Annotated in this window: 18 protein-coding genes; 12 read left to right on the top strand and 6 right to left on the bottom strand. The window is 68.0% G+C overall.

The window, feature by feature from the left end:
- Positions 1-50: 50 nt before the first annotated feature.
- The 10 genes from A9310_RS05720 to A9310_RS05675 all read left to right on the top strand — a co-directional run bounded on the left by A9310_RS05720 (position 51) and on the right by A9310_RS05675 (position 12645).
- Positions 51-1172, top strand: a complete 1122-nt coding sequence (locus A9310_RS05720) for an MCE family protein (RefSeq protein ID WP_065629792.1) — start codon at positions 51-53, stop codon at positions 1170-1172.
- Complete coding sequence (locus tag A9310_RS05715) at positions 1165-2223, top strand: MCE family protein (RefSeq protein WP_065629748.1); 1059 nt, start codon at positions 1165-1167, stop codon at positions 2221-2223. The genes A9310_RS05720 and A9310_RS05715 overlap by 8 nt, the downstream gene beginning before the upstream one ends.
- Complete coding sequence (locus A9310_RS05710; RefSeq protein WP_065629747.1) at positions 2220-3440, top strand: MCE family protein; 1221 nt, start codon at positions 2220-2222, stop codon at positions 3438-3440. The genes A9310_RS05715 and A9310_RS05710 overlap by 4 nt, the downstream gene beginning before the upstream one ends.
- 1 nt (position 3441) lies before the next feature.
- A complete protein-coding gene (locus A9310_RS05705) occupies positions 3442-4716 on the top strand; it encodes an MCE family protein (protein WP_058253547.1) in 1275 nt (424 codons plus the stop codon).
- Entirely contained in the window at positions 4713-5996 is a 1284-nt protein-coding gene (locus A9310_RS05700) for an MCE family protein (protein ID WP_058253546.1), read from the top strand. Before A9310_RS05705 ends, A9310_RS05700 begins: the two co-directional genes overlap by 4 nt.
- On the top strand, positions 5996-7429 hold the full coding sequence (locus A9310_RS05695) for an MCE family protein (RefSeq protein ID WP_058253545.1): 1434 nt from the start codon (positions 5996-5998) through the stop codon (positions 7427-7429). Before A9310_RS05700 ends, A9310_RS05695 begins: the two co-directional genes overlap by 1 nt.
- The gene (locus tag A9310_RS05690) at positions 7426-8349 is read left to right on the top strand and encodes a hypothetical protein (protein ID WP_065629746.1); all 924 of its coding nucleotides are present in this window, start codon (positions 7426-7428) and stop codon (positions 8347-8349) included. The genes A9310_RS05695 and A9310_RS05690 overlap by 4 nt, the downstream gene beginning before the upstream one ends.
- Positions 8349-9044, top strand: coding sequence for a hypothetical protein (locus tag A9310_RS05685; protein WP_254661183.1), 696 nt, complete (start codon positions 8349-8351; stop codon positions 9042-9044). Before A9310_RS05690 ends, A9310_RS05685 begins: the two co-directional genes overlap by 1 nt.
- 348 nt (positions 9045-9392) lie before the next feature.
- Complete coding sequence (locus A9310_RS05680) at positions 9393-11516, top strand: heavy metal translocating P-type ATPase (RefSeq protein ID WP_065629745.1); 2124 nt, start codon at positions 9393-9395, stop codon at positions 11514-11516.
- A gap of 118 nt (positions 11517-11634) precedes the next feature.
- On the top strand, positions 11635-12645 hold the full coding sequence (locus A9310_RS05675) for a hypothetical protein (protein ID WP_249356430.1): 1011 nt from the start codon (positions 11635-11637) through the stop codon (positions 12643-12645).
- Positions 12646-12651: 6 nt separating this feature from the next.
- On the opposite strand, the gene A9310_RS05670 is transcribed toward A9310_RS05675, so the two are convergent.
- The 4 genes from A9310_RS05670 to A9310_RS05655 all read right to left on the bottom strand — a co-directional run bounded on the left by A9310_RS05670 (position 12652) and on the right by A9310_RS05655 (position 16059).
- The gene (locus tag A9310_RS05670; RefSeq protein WP_065629744.1) at positions 12652-13353 is read right to left on the bottom strand and encodes an FABP family protein; all 702 of its coding nucleotides are present in this window, start codon (positions 13351-13353) and stop codon (positions 12652-12654) included.
- Between the two features lie 309 nt (positions 13354-13662).
- Positions 13663-13968, bottom strand: a complete 306-nt coding sequence (locus A9310_RS05665) for a DUF1416 domain-containing protein (RefSeq protein WP_010840619.1) — start codon at positions 13966-13968, stop codon at positions 13663-13665.
- Between the two features lie 5 nt (positions 13969-13973).
- Positions 13974-14813 carry a sulfurtransferase gene (locus A9310_RS05660; RefSeq protein ID WP_058253541.1) on the bottom strand — a complete coding sequence of 280 codons (840 nt, stop codon included), beginning with the start codon at positions 14811-14813 and terminating at the stop codon, positions 13974-13976.
- Between the two features lie 388 nt (positions 14814-15201).
- The gene (locus A9310_RS05655; RefSeq protein ID WP_065629743.1) at positions 15202-16059 is read right to left on the bottom strand and encodes a DUF2993 domain-containing protein; all 858 of its coding nucleotides are present in this window, start codon (positions 16057-16059) and stop codon (positions 15202-15204) included.
- Between the two features lie 211 nt (positions 16060-16270).
- Here A9310_RS05655 and A9310_RS05650 point away from each other — a divergent pair, with 211 nt between their 5' ends.
- Together A9310_RS05650 and mshD are read left to right on the top strand one after the other, a co-directional pair.
- On the top strand, positions 16271-17077 hold the full coding sequence (locus A9310_RS05650) for a response regulator transcription factor (protein WP_065629742.1): 807 nt from the start codon (positions 16271-16273) through the stop codon (positions 17075-17077).
- Positions 17058-17987: a mycothiol synthase gene (gene mshD, locus A9310_RS05645; protein ID WP_065629741.1), complete on the top strand. Its 930-nt coding sequence runs from the start codon at positions 17058-17060 to the stop codon at positions 17985-17987. The genes A9310_RS05650 and mshD overlap by 20 nt, the downstream gene beginning before the upstream one ends.
- On the opposite strand, the gene A9310_RS05640 is transcribed toward mshD, so the two are convergent.
- Together A9310_RS05640 and A9310_RS05635 are read right to left on the bottom strand one after the other, a co-directional pair.
- Complete coding sequence (locus A9310_RS05640) at positions 17978-18877, bottom strand: alpha/beta fold hydrolase (protein WP_254661182.1); 900 nt, start codon at positions 18875-18877, stop codon at positions 17978-17980. The genes mshD and A9310_RS05640 overlap by 10 nt on opposite strands.
- A 105-nt stretch (positions 18878-18982) precedes the next feature.
- Positions 18983-20176 (bottom strand): hypothetical protein, encoded by a 1194-nt coding sequence (locus A9310_RS05635; protein ID WP_254661181.1) that lies wholly within the window; start codon positions 20174-20176, stop codon positions 18983-18985.
- Between the last annotated feature and the right edge of the window lie 216 nt (positions 20177-20392).

Raw genomic sequence — 20392 nt, 5'->3', positions numbered from 1 at the left:
GCAGGAGACAAGAGCGTTCACGGGCGACCCGCCGGACGGCGGCGGTGGTCATGGTCGCGGTGCTGCTGGCCCTGATCATCGGGGCCAGCGCGTCGTTCCTCGGTGCTTTCCAGGGAACCCAGCAGGTCACCCTCGTGGCTCCCCGGGCCGGCCTGGTGATGAACCCCGACGCCAAGGTCAAGCTGCGCGGCGTCGAGGTGGGGCGCGTCGCGGAGATCACCGAGCGCGGGGGCGACGCGATCCTCACCCTCGACATCGCCGACGGTGATATGGCGAAGATCCCCGCCAATGTGGCCGCCGACATCAAGTCGAACACCATCTTCGGCGCCAAGGCCGTCAACTTCGTGGTGCCCGGCGAGCCGGAGGGCACGCTGACCGCGGGTGCCGAGATCCCCGCCGACCGCGTCGTCGTCGAACTGAACACCGTGTACCAGCAGCTCGTCTCGGTGCTCGCACAGCTGCAGCCGGAGAAGCTCAACGCGACGCTCGGTGCGATCGACACCGCGCTGCAGGGGCAGGGTGAGGAGATCGGCGTCGCCCTCGAGCAGCTGACCGCACTGCTCGGCAAGACCAATCCCCATCTGCCCGCGCTGAACCGGCTGTTCCGGGAAGGTGCGACCGTCACCAACGTGTACGCGGACTCGATGCCGGATCTGCTGCGCACCGTCGACAACTTCACCGTCGTCGGGAACACGTTGGTGGACAACACGTCCAACCTCGACGCCCTGCTCATCAATGCCACCGGGATGGCGAACACCATCAACGGGGTCATCGCGCCGTCGAAGAACACGCTCATCGGTGCGCTGTCCGACCTCGATCCCATTGCCGCGCTGCTCGGTTACAACGCGCCCGGGATCAAGTGCTTCCTGACCGCGAGTGCGGTCGCGTCGGAGGTCGCGGCACCGTTCCTCGGTGAGCGCAACGGCATGCTGATGCTCGACGCGAGCATCCTCCCCGGCAAGGATCCGTATCAATATCCGTACGACCTGCCCCGTGTCGGGGTAGAGGGCCCGCCGACGTGCCAGGGCGGGCTGGGTGATCCGGCGACCAAGGTGCACGCGCCGTTCTACGTCGGAAACAATGCGCCGCAGCCCTATCAACCCAGAACCAAGCCGAAGGCGAACTCACAGAAGCTGTTCCAGATCCTGTTCGGAGAGCCCCCCCGTGGATAATCGCGCCCGCGCGTTCCGCGCGACCCTGATCAAGCTGGGCGCCTTCACGGTGGTGATGGTCCTGGTGTTCGTGGCGCTGGTGGTCGTCTTCAGCCGATACCGCTCCGGGGCGTCGAACGAGTACAGCGCCGTCTTCACGAGCGCCTCGGCGATGCAGTCGGGCAGCAAGGTCAAGATCGCCGGCGTCGAGGTCGGGTCCGTCGGTGGCGTCGAACTGAACCGTGACAACGACGCCGTCATCACCTTCAGCGTCGACCAGCAGTATCCGCTGCCGGAATCGGTCCGCGCGCTGATCCGATACGAGAACCTCACCGGCGACCGGTATCTCGAGCTGCAGCAGGGGACCGGCGACACCTCCACCTTCCTCGCCGACGGCGCCCAGATCCCGGTCGCCCAGACCGAGCCCGCGCTCGATCTCGACAAGCTCGTCGGTGGCTTCAAACCGCTGTTCCGGACTCTGGACGCCGACGAGGCCAATGCGCTGACCAGCTCGCTGATCGCGGTGTTCCAGGGACAGGGCGGCGCGTTGAACACGCTGCTGGAGAACACCTCGTCGTTCACCAACACGCTCGCCGACCGCGACGAACTGATCGGCGACGTCATCGACAACCTCAACACGACCCTCGCCACGCTCGACGGCGACCGCGAGGGCCTCGACACCAGCGTCGACCTCCTGCAACAACTGGTGACCGGGCTCGCCGAGCAGAAGGGCACCATCGGCAACGCGCTGACCCAGACCTCCCGTGTCACCAACGGTCTCGCCGACCTGCTGGGGACGACCCGCCCGACCCTGCAGTCGATGGTGACCAACACCGGTCGGGTCTCGGAGGAGCTGCTGGCCGCGGAACCCTTTGTCCGCAACCTGATCTCACGACTCCCCGAGGACTACAAGACGTTGTCGAACCTGGGCTCCTACGGCGCGTGGCTTCAACTCTACTTCTGCCGCATCCGGCTGATGCTGCCGGCGCCCGGTGGCCAGACGATCCTGTACACGTCGAACAACGTGATGGGCAATACCACGACGGCCGGCGGAAGGTGTGACGGCTCATGAGTCTTCCGTTCGGGGGCCTGTTCTCGAGCCGCAGATCCGAATCCGACGAGGCCGACGTCGCCCGCGAGGTGAAGCGCGGGCAGCGCAGCCGCGCCCAGGTCGGCGTCATCGGCATCGTCGTGATCGGTCTGGTGGTGATCACCGCCATGCAGATGGACAAGTTGCCCTATCTCTCGCCGATCAGCACCTACAGTGCCTATTTCGACGACGCCGGCGGACTCGCCAAGGGCGACATCGTGTCCGTGTCCGGGGTCCAGGTGGGCACGGTCGAGTCGATCGAATTGGCCGGTACCGACGCCGGGACCAAGGTCAAGGTCGGGTTCCGCATGGACGACACCGTCGAGATGGGGTCGGACTCCCAGGCCGCGATCCGGACCGAGACCGTCCTGGGCCGACGCAATCTCACGGTCATCCCGCACGGAGGCGACCGGATCAAGCCCGGTGGCTCGATCCCGGTCGGCAACACGATCTCGCCGTATTCGCTGCAGGACGCACTCGAAGGAGCGACCGACACCGTCGCCGACACCGACACCGACCAGCTCAACGAGGCGCTCAACACGCTGACGATCACGTTCTCCGAGACACCGGATCAGGTCCAGGGGGCGGTCAACGGTGTTGCGCGGCTGTCGAAAGCGGTCGCCGACCGCGACAAGGAACTGCGGGCGCTGCTCGCCAAGGCCAACCAGGTGAGCAAGATCGTCGGCGACCGCAACGAACAGATCAACCGGTTGCTCATCGACGCCAACGCGCTCGTCGGGGAGATCGAGATGCGGCGCTACGCGCTCAACCAGCTGATCAAGGGGATCGGTGACGTCACCGCTCAGCTGCGGGGCTTCATCGCCGAGAACAACGCGCAGCTGACGCCCGTGCTGCAGAAGTTCGACCGCGTCGCGACGATCCTCACCGACAACGAGAAAGAGCTGAAGGAGACGATCGACCGTCTCGGACCGTTCGCGAACACCCTCGGCGAAGCAGTGGCGTCGGGCCCGAACTTCGATTCCCTCGTCGGCGTGAACACCTTCGGCGACTACACCGCGGTGTTCCTCAACGCCCTGCGCGGTCGGTACCCGCAGCTGTGGCAGTCGCTGATGTACACGGGCAACCCGCTGCTTCCACAGGGCTGGAGCCTGGGACCTCCAGCGGGTAGCGATACGCCGCGCGGACCACTGCCCAGCCCGACCTATCCCACGCCCGCGCCGACCACGAGGGGGAGGTGACATGACCGTCGGAAGTATGTCCATCGGACGCAAGGTGCTCTTCGGGGTACTCGCCGTGATTCTCGCGGTCGCCCTGGTCCTCGTGGGCTGGAAGGTGTTCACCAAGTCGACGACGAATACGTTCACCGCCTACTTCGCCGGGGTCGCCAGTCTGTACAAGGGGGACCCGGTCCGGGTGCTCGGTGTGAACGTGGGTAGCGTCTCCGCGATCACCCCGCGCGAGAACGACGTGAAAGTCGAACTGCGCGTGGACAAGAGCGTCGACATCCCGCAGGACGCGAAGGCCGTCATCGTCGCGCAGAGCCTGGTCTCCGGTCGGTTCGTACAGCTGACGCCGGTCTACTCCGGTGGGCCGGAGATGTCCGACGGCGCCGACATCCCGATGGACCGCACCGCGGTGCCGATGGAGTGGGACGACATCAAGGCCCAGCTCACCCGACTCACCGAGGCCATCGGTCCGCAAGGGGCCGATCCGGGCTCGGCGGCCAAGGCGGTGAACGTCTTCGACGAGAATCTCGAGGGCAACGGCGAGGCGATCAACGCGTCGATCCGGGAGGTGTCCGACGTGATCGGCACCCTCGCAGCCGGCAGCGGCGACCTGTTCGCCACCATCCAGAGCCTGCAGAAACTCACCGATGCATTGTCGGGAAGCCACGAGCAACTCGTGCAGTTCAACGGCCGGATCGCCTCGGTCAGTTCCGTGCTCGCGGACAACACGACCGAGCTCGATGAGGCGCTCAAAGGTCTCGACGCGGCGATGACCGATGTGCAGACCTTCATCGACACCAATCAGACGGCGCTGTCGTCATCGGTGGAGCGTCTGGCCGCGAGTACGAAGATCGTGGCGGACAAGGACGAACAGGTGCGTGGCGTGTTGCATTCGGCGCCCAACCAGCTCGCGAACTTCTACAACATCTACAACCCGCTTTCGGGATCCCTGTCGGGTGTCTTCGGTTTGGGGATGGGAACAAATCTCATCACTCTGTTGTGCGGAACCATGGAATCCACCAAGCGGCCGGGATCGACGATGGCGGATGTCGACAAGTGTGTGGAGATCCTGGCTCCGGTCCTGTCGTCGATCTCGATGAACTACCCACCGTTCCTGACCAATCCGGTGCAGGGTCGCAACGCCACGCCGAGCCAGCTCGAGTACCAGAACGCGAGCGTCCGGGCTCGTGCGAATGCCGGGGTCACCCGGCTCGACAACGAGACCCGTCGTGACAACCGGGGCAGCCCGCTCGAGGATCTGCTGGTGCCGTTCGGGGGTGAGCGATGAGATCGGTACGACCCCGTGGTTCGCTCATCGTGGGCGCGGCGAGCCTCGCGCTCGTCCTCGCCGGATGTTCCTTCGACGGCCCCAACTCGCTCCCGGTCCCTGGAGCCGAAGGTACCGGCGGTGAATCCTACGAGATCACCGCGGTCATCCCGTCGGCGGCCGGACTGGTCAACAACGCGCCGGTGCTCATCGACGACGCGACGGTCGGCAGCATCGGCGACATCGAGGTCCAGGACTGGAACGCGCTCGTCACGATGCGGCTCAACGACGGGGTGATCGTCCCGCGCGGTTCGCATGTCATGGTCGGGCTGACCAGTGTGCTGGGTTCGACGCACCTCGAGATCGTGCAACCGGCCGAGCCCGAGGGCGGCCGGCTCGAACCCGGCGACCAGATCCCCCTGACCAAGTGTCCCGAGCAGTCCAACATCGTGACCGACCCGTCGGTGCCCGCGGTGCCCGACATCAATGCGGCACAACAGGTGTCGGCGTGTACCTACCCCAGTACCGAGCAGGTGCTGAGTTCGCTGTCGGTGGTCCTCAACGGCGGTGGGTTGTCGCAGATCGGCGACATCGTGCACGAGATGAGCGACGTCTTCGGCGGACGCGAGGAGCAGATCAAGGAGCTCATCCCGCGGTTGAACACCCTCGTCGCCGATCTGGATGCGCAGAAGGGCAACATCATCCGCGCGACCGAGGGACTCGACCGGTTGTCGCGCACCATGAACGAGCAGAAGGGCACCATCGAGCGGGCGCTCGCCGACGCCCCGCAGATCCTGCAGTTGCTCGTCGACCAGCGTCAGCAGTTCCTCGACACTCTCGGTTCGGTCGCGACGCTGTCGAAGACCGCCAACGACATCCTCGACGCCAACTCCGAGGACATCGTGACGATCGTGGAGGGGATCGAACCGGCCCTCGATCAGCTCCAGGCCGCGGGTCCCGCGATGACTCAATCGCTGAACATCCTGCTGACCTTCCCGTTCTACGAGCCGACGATCCGACAGATCGTCAAGGGTGACTACGTGAACTCCGATCTGGTGCTCGACCTCACCGTCGAACGACTGAGCAAGAGCATGTTCGCCAGCCTCGGCGTCACCGGCCCCGAGGGCGTCTTCGGACGGCCCGCAGGCGCCGCCGCGCGCGGACTGAACCCGTTCATCGCGCCCCTGCAACCGGGCGGCGAACGCGTGCCCGACTCGGCCGAACCGATTCCGGCGAACATGGTCCCGCGGGTCTCGCCGACCACGCCGGCGGCAGTCCCGGCCGCGGGAGGTGGCCGCTGATGAAGATCACGAGATTCGTCCGGATGCAGCTGATGATCTTCGCCATCGTGACCGTGGTCGCGATGGTGGTGATGGCGCTGTTCTACATCCGCATCCCGTCGATGTTCGGGGTCGGCAGTTACCAGGTGCAGCTGCTGCTGCCCACCAGCGGTGGGCTGTACCAGAACGCGAACGTCAGCTACCGCGGCGTGTACGTCGGCAAGGTCGACTCCGTGCAGCTGACCGACACCGGCGTCGAAGCGGTGCTGACGATCGAGAACAGCGCGGAGATCCCGGCTTCGTCGACCGCGTCGGTGCGCAGCGTCTCCGCGATCGGTGAGCAGTTCGTCGAGTTCACGCCGGATCCCGAGGCGGGCGAGTCCGGCGAATACCTGCAGGACGGCGCGACGGTGTCGACCGACGAGGTCCCGGTGGAGATCTCGGCGATGCTCGACCAGGCCGACCGCCTGCTGGCCGAGATCGGTGACACCCGTTTGCGGTCGCTGATGGACGAGGCGTTCATCGCGTTCAACGGCACCGGGGAGGCGTTGCAGCGCCTGCTGGACTCGATGGTGCTGTTCGTCGACGAGGCGAACAAGAACACCGACACGACAATCCAACTCGTCGAACAGGGCGCACCACTGCTGGCAACCCAGTCACGTACGGCCGACGACATCCGTTCCTGGACAAGAAACGTCACCGCGTTCACCGATCAGTTGCGGGCGAACCGGCCCGAGATCGGCGACATCCTGCGCAAGGGGCCGTCGACCGCGTCGAAGAGTCAGGAACTCTTCGAATCCCTCGGTGCCTCATACCCGTTGCTCGTGTCGAACCTCGGTACGATCGCCAAGACCCAGGTGGTGTACCTGCCGAACTGGAAGCAGGTGCTCGTTCTCTATCCGCGACTGGTCAGTTCGTTGATCACGGCCGTGAACACCGGCACCAACCGGTTCGGTCCGAACGTGAACTTCTCGCTCGGTTTCCAGGACCGGCCGCCGTGCAACATCGGTTTCCTCCCCAAGGAGGACTGGCGTTGGCCGTCGGTGCAGACCGCCCGGGAGCTCCCGCCGGGAATGCTGTGCCGGGTGCCGCAGAACTCCAACATCGCCGTCCGCGGTGCGCGTAACTATCCGTGCGCGGAGTTTCCGGGCCGTCGCGCACCCACCCCCGCAGAGTGTGCCACAGGCTACGTACCGAAACCGGGCTCGGTCGACCCGTTCCAGAGTGGGCTGCCGTTCGGCCTGAAATGGCAGCCGGCGTCCTCCGGTACCGTGACACCCGGCACACCGAAGGACTTCGACGCGGAGCCCGCGGTGTATGCGACGACCTACGACCCGGACTCGGGTGACTTCATCGGGCCCGACGGGAAGACCTACAACGCCGGGGCCGGCAGTGATGAGCAGGAACAGAGCAGTACATGGCAGACGATGATCAGCGGGACGGTCACCCCGTGACGCCGGACGGTCCCGGCACGACGTCCCCGAATCGCAGCGGCGCGGATCGTGCGGGTTCGGGCGATCGCCGGAACACGAAGCGGCCCGTGCGGTCGGCGCCGATCCGGCGTGGACGTCCGGCGGGCAAGAAGCCGTCGAAGCCGGCCGCACCGGTGCCGCCGGTCGACGAGCCCGGCACCGCGGCGGAAGACGTCGACAGCGCCTCACCGACATCCGCGGAACCGACGCAGGACGCGACGTCGACGGCGTCCCCGGCGGCTGACACCGCGCCGGATTCCGAGTCCGTCGCCGCGGAGATCGCGCCCGACCCGTCCGAGGTCGAGAAGACGGTGAGTTATCGGGAGCGCCGGCGTGCCCGGACGGCCGCGGCGTCGGCGTCCACGGGCACGCCGAAACGCAAGCGCGGCATCAGGTATCGCGGGTCGGGGCGTCGCTCACCGCGCGCCGTCGTGGGCGTTGTCGTGGCGCTTGTGGTCATCGTCGTGTGCGCCATCGCATCGGTGGTGTTCGCGCTCGGCATCGCGCGTCAGGACCGGACCGACGACCTGCGGGCCGAGTATTCCGCGTTCGCTTCGCAGGTTCTCGTGAACCTGACCAGCATGAATCCCGACACCGTCGACCAGACGCTGACGTCGGTCCAGGAGGACACGAGCGGCAAGGTCAAGCAAGAGGTCGAGAACAACATCCAGCAGGTGGCGGCCCTTGTCCGGGACGGCAAGCTCGAGACCCGCTCGCTCATCCTTTCGTCCGCGGTGACCAAGGCCGAACCTGACGAAGGCTCGGTCATCATGGTGTTCGGCTGGCATCAGCGATCGCTCGACGGCGAGGTGCCGTCACAGGAGAAGGTGTTCCGCTGGCGGGTGGACATGACGCGGATCAACGGCGACCTCAAGATGACCGACTTCGAGTGGGTGGCGTGATGTCGGCCCGCTCCGAGTCCGCGCCCCGATCCGAGCCCGCGCCGAAGTCGACCGGATCTCGATTCGCCCTGCGCAAGGGGCGCCTGGGTCTGATCGCACTCGGCGTGGTGCTGGTCGCCGCGATCGCCGTGACCGCATTTCTCGGCTTTTGCTTCACCCAGGGCCGCGGGGTCGAGGACGCTCGCGCATCGTCGCTGGCGGCGGCCCGGGACTACGCGACGACGATGTTCGGGTACAACGCCGAGAACGTCACCGAGCACATCGACCAGTCGATGAGTGTGCTCACCGGGCCGGCGAAGCCGGAGTACACGAAGCTGATCACCGACAACAATCTCGCCGCCGAGGTGCGCAAGCAGTCGGTGGTGTCCGAGGTGACGATCCAGGACGCGGGTGTGGTGACCAACACCCAGGACACCTCGCAGGTCCTGATCTTCATGAACCAGTCGGTGACCCGCGGCAACAAGGAGCTCGTGAGCATCAATCCGTCGCGGCTGACCTTCGACATGAAACGTGAGGGCGACCGCTGGGTGATCAMCTCGATCGAGGTGATCACCGACGACACGTTCCGATCGAAGATCGAGGTCGTCGAGTCATTGCCGCCCGACGCGAAGCCGCTGCCCGGCCCGAGCTCGGCACCCTCCGGTGCGCCGTCCCCGGCTCCCGGCCCGTCCGTGGCGCCGGTGCCGACTCCCTGACCGCCTTAATCCGTTGCGGCCCCCCCCGAATCGGGCGTACGTTCGCGGGTACACAAGGAAGGAGGTGGTCTGATAGTGATTTCTCATCGGACATGTGAGGTGACCATCCGTTAGCAGTTGACCGTGTGGCATTCGTGTCGCACCGAGGCGGGATTCCCGCCGGTCGGCGCAAGCGAATACCAGGTGGTCACCCGGCCCCCGTATCCCGACCCGGTCCGGTCGGCACAAGCCCTTCGAGGGCGGTGCGGGGGCCGTTCCATGTCTGCTGACGGGTTCATTCCGGGAATACCCCTACAGGGTAGACGTACCCCTGGCGTTCATACCCTAGGGGGGTATATCCTCGACCTCATGAACACGCACCACGACCATCCGCCGACAACGCCGGCACCGGCCGACCACGCGCACCGCCCCCAGGTCGATCCCGGGCACGACGGCCACGAGAAGCACGCCGATCACACCGGCCACGGCGGACATGACAGCCACGCGGGCCACGGCGACCACGTCGCGCAGTTCCGGCGACTGTTCTGGATCATGCTCGTGTTGGCGGTCCCGACCGTGGCCTTCAACGACATGTTCGCCGACATACTCGGCTACGGTCTGCCCGACGCGGAGTGGGTCCGGTGGGTGTCGCCACTGCTCGGCACGGTTCTCTACCTGTGGGGCGGGCGCCCGTTCCTCGTCGGCGCGGCCGCCGAGCTCCGAGCCCGTCGCCCGGGGATGATGCTTCTGATCTCCCTCGCGCTCACCGTCGCCTTCGTCGCCTCCTGGGGTTCGACGCTGCACCTGTTCGACCACCACCTGAACTTCTGGTGGGAGCTGGCACTGCTCGTCGTGATCATGCTGCTCGGCCACTGGATCGAGATGCGCTCGCTGGCCCGGACGACATCGGCTCTCGACTCACTCGCCGCGCTCCTCCCGGACGAGGCCGAGAAGGTCGTGGGCAGCGACATCATCTCGGTATCTCCCGACGAACTGGTCGTCGGCGACGTGGTCGTCGTCCGGCCCGGCGGGTCCGTGCCCGCCGACGGCGCCATCGTCGACGGTTCGGCGAGCATGGACGAGTCGATGGTCACCGGGGAGTCGGCACCCGTTCGGCGGGAGGTCGGTGACGTCGTGGTCGCCGGCACCGTCGCGACTGATTCCGGACTGCGGGTCCGCGTGACCGCGACCGGCGACGACACCGCGCTGGCCGGGATCGGACGCCTCGTCGCCGATGCGCAGGCATCGTCGTCACGGGCCCAGCGACTCGCCGATACCGCGGCCGGGTGGCTGTTCTGGTTCGCACTCGGCGCCGCGGTGCTCACCGCGATCGCCTGGACCGCGGTCGGATCGCCCGACGAGGCCGTCGTTCGCGTGATCACGGTGCTGGTCATCGCATGCCCCCACGCGTTGGGGCTCGCGATCCCGCTCGTCGTCTCCATCGCGACAGAACGGGCCGCGCGTGCCGGGGTCCTGATCAAGGACAGGCTCGCCCTCGAGTCGATGCGCAACGTCGACGCCGTGCTCTTCGACAAGACCGGCACCCTGACGAAGGGAGAACCGACCGTCCTCGAGCTCGAACCGGCCCCCGGGCAGGACCGGCGTCGAGTGCTGACCCTCGCGGCCGCCGCGGAGACGGGCAGTGAGCATCCGCTTGCCTCGGCGATCGTGCGGGCCGCTCGAGATGAGGGAATCGATCTGCCCGTCGCACAGGCCTTCTCCTCGTCGCCTGCGGTGGGGGTGTCTGCATCCGTCGACGGCCACGGGGTCCGGGTGGGTGGACCCAACCTGCTCGCCGAGCACGGCCTCGACGAACTGCCCGTCGCGTCGTCGTGGCGGGAGCAGGGGGCGATCATCCTGCACGTGCTCGTCGACGATCGTGTCGTGGGGGCGTTCCGGCTCGCCGACGAGGTCCGTCCGGAGTCGCGTGTGGCCGTGGACGAACTCCACGCTCTCGACGTGCAGGTCGTGATGATCACCGGCGACGCGCAGGCGGTCGCCGACGATGTCGCCGGCCGGTTGGGCATCGACCGGGTGTACGCCGGGGTCCGGCCCGAGGACAAGGCCGCCATCGTCGCGGACCTGCAGCACGAAGGTCGTCGTGTCGCGATGGTCGGCGACGGCGTCAACGACGCCCCCGCACTCGCGCATGCCGACGTCGGGATCGCGATCGGTGCCGGCACCGACGTGGCCATCGGCTCGGCCGGCGTCATCCTCGCCTCCTCTGATCCGCGATCGGTCCTGTCGGTCATCGAGCTGTCGCGTGCCGGCTATCGGAAGATGGCGCAGAACCTTTGGTGGGCAGCGGGTTACAACCTCATCTCGGTGCCGTTGGCGGCCGGGATCCTGGCGCCGATCGGGTTCGTCCTGCCGATGAGCGTCGGCGCGATCCTGATGTCCGCCTCGACGGTGGTCGTGGCGCTGAACGCACAGCTGCTGCGTCGACTCGATCTGCGTCCCGGTTCCATCCGAAACCGATCCGGGCGCAGGTAGGTCAGCGCTACGAGATTCGCGTAGCGCAGTACTCGCGAAACCGCGGCGTGAAACCGCTGGACTGGGAGCACAGCACAGTCCACGGCGCCCGCCGGGGCGTCGAGAGGGAGAAGAAGAGATGGTGACCATGCATGTCGCCGCGGCGGTCGGGACGCAGGATCGCGATCGCATCGAACCGGTGGTGGGCGAGATCTACTGGACCCCGGGCGACCCGGACTTCGGGACGGCGTCGGCACCCCGATTCGCGTTCGCCGACCCGCACACCGCCGGCCTGTTCCACGCCGAGGACCTGTCGCGGGAGGCCGGTGACCGTATCGCCGTCCACAACCGCGGTGTTTACGACGTGGCTGCCGTGGTCCTGCTCGCGGATGGCCGGTCGTATGTCGAACTCTTGAATCCCGGTTCGGAAATCGCTCTGCCGGAGGCGGATTCGCTCACCTACCTCCAGGCCCCCCGCACCGCGGACGGCCGGCCGGTTCTGTACGGCGCGGTGTGGGTGCGCGACGGGCGGGTGATGCCGGTGACGGTTCCGATCCCCACCCGCCGCGAGTTCCTCGACCAGCGATATCTCACCCCGTGGAGCGCGGAGTGGAGCGGCGGTGTCTCCGGTCGGCACATGCTCGATGCCGCGGCGGCCGGTGTCTCGTACCAGTACCGCACGGGCGGTTCGACGCTCGTCGTACGCAACTCGGGCAGCGACTGGATCGGGGTGGTCCATCGGTCCGGCACGGAGTTCACCTTCGTCGAATGCCCACCGGGTGAGCGTGCCGTCTTCGAACTCTCCCCGCAGTCCGCCCGCGCCGAGGTGTTCTCGGTCGTCGGTCGCCGGGGTGGCGGCACGGCCGGGCACGCCCCGTACATGTCGAGGTCGGGAACCGTGCATCCCGGTTGGGCGGGTCGGCCGGGGGAGGTCACCGCCTACGGTTCGGTCGTCATCATGCTCGGCGCGCCGGTGTACAGCGCGCTGCCGAAACGCAATCTGTACCTTGCGTTCTCGGATCGGCGGCCGAGCCGCCGGGAGCGAAGCGAGCGGGGCGAATGTGCGAGCCGCCGGGAGCGAAGCGAGCGGGGCGAATGTGCGAGCCGCCGGGAGCAGGGCGCGCGTCCCTGCCGCGGGTTCCGTCGATGAGGTGGGTCAGCCGACGTGGCGGCGCAGCTTGGCGGAGAGCCGCGGGGTGAGGTCCCCGTCGGCGTCGACGCGCTCCTCGACGTAGGCGAGGTCGCCGTCGGCGACGAGTCCGTACAGGCGTTTGGCGCCACCGGTGCGTTGACCTGATTCGGCCTTGATGACGACGTCGGTGGCGAGTTCCCAGGTGGTCTGGTTCAGGGGAGTGCCGTAGAAGAGTTCGATCGAGCCCTCGGCGTGGGCGAGGAGCAATTCGATGGTGTCGTCCTCACCGATCCGCCAGAACCCGGACTCGCGGAGGTCGGGCCGCTGGTAGGCAGCGTCGTCGTCGATCACCCACGAGCGGGACTCCCAGGTGAGGAAGTTCTGGCCATCGTGGGACACGACGATCTGCTGAGCGAAGTGATAGTCGGTGTCCGACTGGGGATCGTGGCCTTCGCCCTCGCCACGCCATACGCCGACGAGCGGCAGGAGTGCGAGGAGACCGGGATGCAGGTCCGCGCCGAGGCGGAGGTTCGCGGTGTCGGCCGGGAGCGGCAGATCATCCCATGTGGGGACGTTGCGTTCACGGCTGCCGGACTCCACCGCCCGGGCCTCGGCCTGACTGATCGCCTCGTCGCCCGACCGGCGGGCGTCGGCGGCGAACCCGTCACCAGATGACTCCGCGCCGGCGGGGCCGTCCGCGGCCGGATCTCCGGGTGAGGACGTCACGACTCGTCGGTCACCAGACGGTACAGGGTGTAGACACCGAACCAGGTGATCAGCACGGCGGCCAGGATCAGCAGGATTTCGAAGAAGAGGACCACGAGGGAAATTCTAACCCCGGCGTGGTCAGGGCGCCGTCGAGGGGTGGGCCCTTCGTGACGGTCGCAGGCTCCCTCCTCAGGGGGCGGCGGTGGCGGTCGCAGGCTCCCTCCTCAGGGGGCGGTGACGGTCGCGGGCTCCCTCCTCAGGGCGGTGAGAACGAGACAGCCCGGTCACCGCGGGTGCGGTGACCGGGCTGCCGGGTCGAGCGTGGCGTCACTTCGAGACGGTGATGTCCTTCTCGTGGATGCCGGGGCCCTCGGGGCTGATCGTCACGTCGCCGTTGCCCACCGCGGACAGGGCGCGCAGCGTCCAGGTGCCGGGGGCGGCGAAGAAACGGAAGTCGCCGGTGGGCGATGCCACGACCTCGGCGGTGAACTCACCGGTCGAGTCGAGCAGACGCACGAAGGCGCCGGCGACGGGCGAACCCGAGCCGTCGGTGACCTGTCCGGTCAGGACGGTCTCCTTCTCCACGTCGACGCCAGCGGGCAGCTTCTGTCCCTGCTTGGGTGCAGCACACATATCTCTTACTTTCCTTCTCCGAGTTCGATCGGGACGCCGATCAGCGAGCCGTACTCGGTCCAGCTGCCGTCGTAGTTCTTGACGTTCTGCTGGCCGAGCAGTTCCTTCAGCACGAACCAGGTGTGGCTCGACCGCTCGCCGATGCGGCAGTACGCGATGGTGTCCTTCGAGCCGTCGAGTCCCGCCTCGCCGTAGAGCTCCTTGAGCTCCTCGTCGGACTTGAAGGTGCCGTCCTCGTTGGCGGCCTTGCTCCACGGCACGTTGATCGCGCTCGGGATGTGACCGGGACGCTGGCTCTGCTCCTGCGGGAGGTGGGCCGGCGCGAGGATCTTGCCGGAGAACTCGTCCGGGCTGCGCACGTCGACGAGGTTCTTGGTGCCGATGGCGTCGACGACCTCATCGCGGAACGCGCGGATGCTGACATCCGGCTCGCCGGCCTTGTAGGTCGTGGCGGGACGGCTGACGGCGTCGCTGGACAGCGGGCGACCGTCGAGCTCCCACTTCTTGCGGCCGCCGTCGAGGAGCTTGACGTCGTTGTGGCCGTACAGCTTGAAGTACCAGTAGGCGTAGGCGGCGAACCAGTTGTTGTTGCCGCCGTAGAGGATCACGGTGTCGTCGTTCGCGATCCCGCGCTCAGAGAGCAGCTTGCCGAACTGTTCGGCATCGACGAAGTCGCGGCGGACCGGATCCTGCAGGTCGGTCTTCCAGTCGAGCTTGACGGCGCCGGCGATGTGCCCGCCGTCGTAGGCCGAGGTGTCCTCGTCGACCTCGACGAAGACGGTCTTGTCGGCATTGAGGTTCTGCTCAGCCCATTCGGTGCTGACCAGGACGTCGGAACGTGCCATGGCGGTGTCCTTTCGGAGTGGATCGGTGATGGTCGTCGAACAGATGGAGATGGTGGAGACGGTGAGGCGCGAGAAGGATGCCCGCGTCTCGGGGAGATGAGCACGGGTGACGGCGCATGGGAACGAGGTCGCAGACCTCGGTGGAGACGCCCCCGTTCTCATCGACGGTGTGGGCGGACCGGCTGCTCACGCAGCACGGGTTGGTCACACCGTCAACGGCGAGTGCGACAACAGCAGTCGGCGACACGACAGAAGTCGATCGCCCGGCGTCGTGTGAGCAAGTACTCACGGCGCTGCTGCATGCCCACGAGGGTACAACAGAGCCGATCGAGCCCCCAACGGCCGGGGTGCTTTGCCGCCGAGGCCGGGAGAACACGGTCTGAACTGCTCAGAAGCGGTCGAGGCGCACCGATGCCGGACCGGAGTCGCCGACCAGTTGGACGTCCCCGCCGAAACTCTCCGCGCGATCGGGTTCGACATCCCAGGCCATCGGCAGGCGCGGGAGCGTCAGGCTGAACCGATCAAGCACCGCGGCGCGGAATTCCGCCGGGACCTCGGCGTCGACGTGGCGTTCGGGGCCGGTGTAGAAGCCGGTCGCCCGGATGTCCAGTGCGCCGTCGACGACGGAGAGGTCGACGGACACACTCACCCGCACCTTGGGGCGGTCGTAGGACGACGCCGACGGCGGGTCGGCAGGATCGAGCCCGTCGCCCGGCGGCAGTGCGACCGTGCCGGTGAGCACCACGCCGCTCTCGCGACTGACGATGCCGTCCTGGGGCCCGCCCGCGCCGGCCGTGTCGTCCGGTCCCGGGGTGCTGACGGTCAGGTCGACGATGCGCAGATACCGGGCCAGGGTGACGGCATCGAGGCGGGTGTACGCCGAGATCGAGGAGGTGTGGAGAACATCACTCGCCGAGAATCCGCTGCCGTCGGCCACGTCGAACGGGCCGAGAGAAGCACCCAGCTCACCGCGGCAGACGCCGCGGGCGGGCGGACATCCGGGTAGTTCGACGCCGCGGGCGGCGATCGTGGCCCCGTCGAAGTGACCGGCGGACGACTGCGAGGTGAACGGGAAACCCGCGATGGTGACCTCGGGATCGAATGTCACGCGGGGGGATTGGGCGAGGGCGCGGGAGAACTGATGCTCCCCGCGAACGGCGGCCCCGACGTCGACGCCGAGCGCGACCCCCGCGGCGGCCAGGGCGGCGACCACACCGATGACAAGCACTTTCCGGATGCGCGGCATGCTCGGCCGATCACCCTCCCCGTCGTGGTCATCCGGCGGTCGTGGTCGCCTTGTTAACAGGTGAGCGCGCCGGTGGCGCTATTCTGTCACCTATCTCGCACACGTTGGTAAGGCGGCGTAAACAATCGCCGAGCTACGCGCGGGTGGCGTTCACGTCGTGGTGAGCGATCTGGATGGTCCGGGACGGGGACGAACGAGATCGGAGTGCTGGGTGGATCTCTTGTTGTTGACGGCCGACCCGAATCCGGAGTCGGTCTTGCCGTCGTTGTCGCTGCTCGCGCACACGGTGCGGACCGCTCCGACCGAGGTGTCGTCACTCATGGAGGCGGGGAACGCCGATGTGGCGCTGGTCGATGCCCGCGCCGATCTGGCGGCGGCCCGCGGGCTGTGCCGCCTGTTGGGCAGCACCGGCTCCTCGGTGCCGGTCGCAGCGGTGCTGACCGAGGGCGGGCTGGTCGCGGTCAACGCGGACTGGGGCATCGACGAATTCCTGCTGCCGGGTACCGGTCCGGCCGAGCTCGACGCCCGGTTGCGCCTGCTCGTGGTCCGTACCCGCGGGGTTGCTGCGGAGGAGTCCTCGGGCAAGGTCACGCTGGGGGAACTCGTCATCGACGAGGGGACCTACACCGCACGCCTGCGCGGACGTCCGCTCGACCTGACCTACAAGGAGTTCGAGCTCCTGAAGTATCTGGCGCAGAACGCGGGTCGCGTGTTCACGCGCGCCCAGCTGCTCCAGGAGGTGTGGGGGTACGACTTCTTCGGTGGCACCCGCACCGTCGACGTCCACGTCCGTCGACTCCGCGCCAAACTCGGCAGCGAGCACGAGTCGCTGATCGGGACCGTCCGCAACGTCGGATACAAGGCAGTCCGTCCGACGCGTGGCCGGGCGCCCGCGGCCGACGCCGACCTGTCCGAGGACGCATCCGGTCCCGATGCGGTCGACACCGATGACTTCGACGACGCGCTCGACGGTCCCGATCCGTTCGACGAGGAGTTCAGTGCCAGTGCCGGGAACTGAGGACCCGCAGGTGCGTCGAGGCGCACTGCCCGACGACGTCGCTGATTTCGCTCACCGGCTGGTGCGCGAGGCGAACGCCGCCGATGGTGTCGCCCCGCTCTCGGAGGGGGCGGTCACCGCGATCGACGCCCCCGAGGGTTCACCGATCGTGCACGTCTGGTCGAAGGCCGGGTACGCCGTCATCGTCCCCGGTCGCGACGGCGAGCCGGCGATGATCGAGGCGGTCGTCGACCCGGCGCACCGCCGGGAGGGACACGGCCGGGCGCTGCTCGACGCGTCGTTCGCGGCGGCGTCCGCGCCCGAAACGGGGTCCGGGGTCCGGGTGTGGGCACACGGTGACCTGCCTGGCGCGGTGGCGCTCGCTGCGGCGATGGGGCTGACGAAACGTCGCGAACTACTGCAACTGCGCCGGCCGGTCGGGCCCGGCCACGAACTCCCCGAACTCGTCGTCGACCCGACGGTCGACCTGCGGACCTATGCCGGACCGGCCGATGACGCCGAGATCCTGCGGGTGAACAACGCGGCCTTCGACTGGCATCCCGAGCAGGGTGGCTGGTCGCCGGAGCAGATCCGTGAACGGGTTGCCGCCGACTGGTTCGATCCGGCGGGTTTGTTCCTCGCCTTCGACCGTGCCGGCGACGGATCGGGCGGGGGAGATGGCAAGCTCCTCGGGTTCCACTGGACGAAGCGGCACGACGCGGACCTCGGCGAGGTGTACATCGTCGGCGTCGATCCTGCGGCGCAGGGTCGCGGACTGGGTCGGTTGTTGACGCTCGCCGGCCTGCATCATCTTGCGCGCGAGGGCGTCTCGGAGATCAACCTCTACGTGGAGGGTGACAACGTCGCCGCGCTGCACACCTACGAGCGCCTCGGGTTCACCCGATACGCCGTCGACGTCGCCTACGGCTGAGGCTGCCCGAGTGCGGCGCCGATGGCGTCGACGACGTCGCCGATGTGGGGCTCGCGAACCACGGACAGGTGATTGCACTCGAGACGGAGGACGTCGACGTCCCCGGTCACGATGTGCCGCCGCCACACCGACGGGTCGTCACGATTCTCGCTGCCCTGCACCACGAGTGCGCGACCGGTGTACGGGCGGGGGCGGTGCAGCCGCGCCACCCGGACACCGAGTTCCTCGAGTGCCTGCGCGTCGGCGGTCGGCGAGGTTCTCACCACACCTGCGAGTGGAACACGAATTCGTCGGCGCCACAGTTCTTTTCGGGGTAGCGGTTCATATGTGGTGGTCGTCGTGAGAGACGGGTCGGCGCGCTTGGCGCGATGCAGCACCCGCGGTGGGACGAACGTGTCCACCACGACGACCAGATCGACACGGTGCCCGTCGGCCTCGAGGCGTCGCGCGGTCTCCAGGGCGATGAACCCGCCCAGCGAATGGCCCACGAGGATGTAAGGCCCCTCCGGCTGGATACGACGTAGGTCGCGGAGGTGACGCCGGACGGCGGCGTCGACCGTCCAGTCGGGGATGCCGCGGGTGTCCAGGCCATGTGGCGCGAACGCGAAAACCGAACCGATGGCGTCGAGTTCGCCGATGCGATCGGCGAATGGCACGAAGGTGAGCGCGGATGCGCCCGCGCCGGTGAAACAGAACACCGGTCGCCCGGCGCCCTCGCGCAGTTCGTCGGCGGGACCCAGTTGCGCGCGGACCTCGGCGATCGCGGCGTCGAGCAGCCGACGTCGACGCTCCGTGTAGCAGCAGACGATCACCGAGAGGGTCGGCTCTGTCCGGACTGCATCGTCGGGGACCGGATCAGCGTGCACGGCCGCGACGGGGACTGGGGTCACCGGGTCGGCCAGTGGCTCGACAGGATGGGAGGACAGCACGTTTTTCGGCCTTCGATAGCTCGGGGTCGGATGGGGTTCGCTGATGAGGCGGGGGACCGGAGGGCGTCAGGGCACCCCGACGATCCGGGCGGCGTGCCCCGCGACGGCATCCATGGCCGCGCGGATACGGGCCGGGTCGAAGACGTCGTCGCGGAATGCGGCGGTCATGGAGATCCCGCCGTCCACGAATCCGGTCGTGACCGTGATACCGGCCGCCGACGGTGGCGTGGCCACGGCGATGACGGTGGCACGCGCCGGGTCGGACCACTGCCAGCCGCGTCGGCGGCCGGGCAGGTGACCGACACTCGAATGGAGCAGCTCTGCATGGACCGGGCCCTCGGCGGGGACGCACGGGGCCGGCGAAGCCGATCCGCCCGTGCGGGCACGGCGCAGGGTCTTGACGGTGGCGAGCGCCAGGTTGGCRGCCGGCCGGCCCATCCGGGCCGACGCGGTCATCTCCCGTTGCAGGGCGGCCGCCGACGTGGTGTCGGACACCGGAAAGCTCAGTCCTGCAGAGAAATTGGCGTAGGTCCGCATCGACGTCGGCAGGTGATGGCGCGCGTCGAAGGGCAGCGTGACCATCGGGTTGAGCGCCACGCCGGCCTCGGTCAGTGCGGCGACCAGGGCGACCGTGTAGACGGCGAACAGGCCGGTTCCCGGCATCGACGCCGCCCGGCCGGACCGGATCGCTTCGACGTCGTCGGCCGGGATGTGGACATTCGCGGCCGCCGGTCGTCGGGGAGGCACCGGTCGCCGCGCAGGCACCGGCTGGACTATTTCGCGGTGTCGCCGGAAACGCAAGAGCGCCAGGGCTCGTCGTGGATCGGCCACGGTGGCCGCCGCCGCGACGAGCAGTGGGGGGACGGCGGGGCCCCGGGGCGGCAACCCCGACGGGTCGACCGCGCCGACGATCACGTCGACGATCAGATTCAGCAGCGTGAGGTCGCCGAGTCCGTGGTCGTAGTCCAGCGCGAGGTGATCACCGGCCAGCACGATCCGAAGCGGACGGTGTGGCAGCGAGTACAGGGCCTCGAACAGGCGGGCCGGATCGGCACCCGCCGCCGGGGGTGGTGCGGCGATGACCGCGTCGGCCGCCGCGTCCGGATCGAAGACCCAGTGTCGCCGGTGCGGCGAGGGCAGGAGCCCGACCCGGGTGTGTGGACCGATTCGCGCGAGCCGGACGATCCGTTCGGCGGCGACCGCGCGGGACGGTAGAGCCAGGGGGCCGATGACGAGCGCCGCCCGGTTGTGTCCGTGCAACCGGTCGATCGCCGCGCTTCGGATACGCCGGAGCCCGCCGGGTCGGGGTGCCGGGGGGGTCGACGTGCCGGGGGGTCGAATCCGGGGTTGGTGAAGGCGTTGCCATGAGTGCGATCCGCAGAACTATAGCAAGGCTTGCCTAAGTCTCGAATGTCGGGTTACGCAGATCACGTACGATCACGCCTGGGCAGGTCGCACCCCGTCTGCCTTGGCCAG

Origin of the sequence: Gordonia sp. UCD-TK1 (assembly GCF_001691435.1) — a bacterium.
GTDB lineage: Bacteria > Actinomycetota > Actinomycetes > Mycobacteriales > Mycobacteriaceae > Gordonia > Gordonia hongkongensis.
The sequence above is the reverse complement of the archived record's forward strand: the minus strand, read 5'-3'. Positions and strand labels throughout refer to the sequence as shown.